1 rRNA gene is annotated in these 1,194 nt (G+C 57.7%); it reads left to right on the top strand.

What is annotated here, in order from left to right:
* Positions 1-1,194: ribosomal RNA gene (locus AC5RE1_RS02280) — 16S ribosomal RNA — on the top strand; the annotation flags it as partial.

Below are 1,194 nucleotides of genomic sequence, written 5' to 3'. Positions count from 1 at the left end.
TCGCGGCCTATCAGCTTGTTGGTGGGGTGATGGCCTACCAAGGCTTTGACGGGTAACCGGCCTGAGAGGGTGACCGGTCACATTGGGACTGAGATACGGCCCAGACTCCTACGGGAGGCAGCAGTGGGGAATTTTGCACAATGGGCGCAAGCCTGATGCAGCGACGCCGCGTGAGGGATGAAGGCCTTCGGGTTGTAAACCTTTTTCGCTCATGGTCAAGCCGCAGCTTTGGGTTGTGGTGAGGGTAGTGGGTAAAGAAGCGCCGGCTAACTACGTGCCAGCAGCCGCGGTAATACGTAGGGCGCGAGCGTTGTCCGGAATTATTGGGCGTAAAGGGCTTGTAGGCGGTTGGCCGCGTCTGCCGTGAAATCCTCTGGCTTAACTGGGGGCGTGCGGTGGGTACGGGTTGACTTGAGTGCGGTAGGGGAGACTGGAATTCCTGGTGTAGCGGTGGAATGCGCAGATATCAGGAGGAACACCGGTGGCGAAGGCGGGTCTCTGGGCCGTTACTGACGCTGAGGAGCGAAAGCGTGGGGAGCGAACAGGATTAGATACCCTGGTAGTCCACGCTGTAAACGTTGGGCACTAGGTGTGGGGGCCACCCGTGGTTTCTGCGCCGTAGCTAACGCTTTAAGTGCCCCGCCTGGGGAGTACGGTCGCAAGGCTAAAACTCAAAGGAATTGACGGGGGCCCGCACAAGCGGCGGAGCATGCGGATTAATTCGATGCAACGCGAAGAACCTTACCAAGGCTTGACATGCACCCTGACGCTGCAGAGATGTGGTGGCATTTGGTTGGGGGTGTGCAGGTGGTGCATGGTTGTCGTCAGCTCGTGTCGTGAGATGTTGGGTTAAGTCCCGCAACGAGCGCAACCCTTGCCCTATGTTGCCAGCACGTTATGGTGGGGACTCGTGGGGGACTGCCGGGGTTAACTCGGAGGAAGGTGGGGATGACGTCAAATCATCATGCCCCTTATGTCTTGGGCTTCACGCATGCTACAATGGTTGGTACAGAGTGTTGCGATATCGTAAGGTGGAGCGAATCACTTAAAGCCAGTCTCAGTTCGGATTGGGGTCTGCAACTCGACCCCATGAAGGTGGAGTCGCTAGTAATCGCAGATCAGCAACGCTGCGGTGAATACGTTCTCGGGCCTTGTACACACCGCCCGTCACGTCACGAAAGTTGGTAACACCCG

It is taken from the genome of Actinotignum sp. usb-actsch-rep-73 (assembly GCF_059082735.1).
Note: the sequence above shows the minus strand (reverse complement) of the source record. Positions and strands in the feature narration are given on the sequence as shown.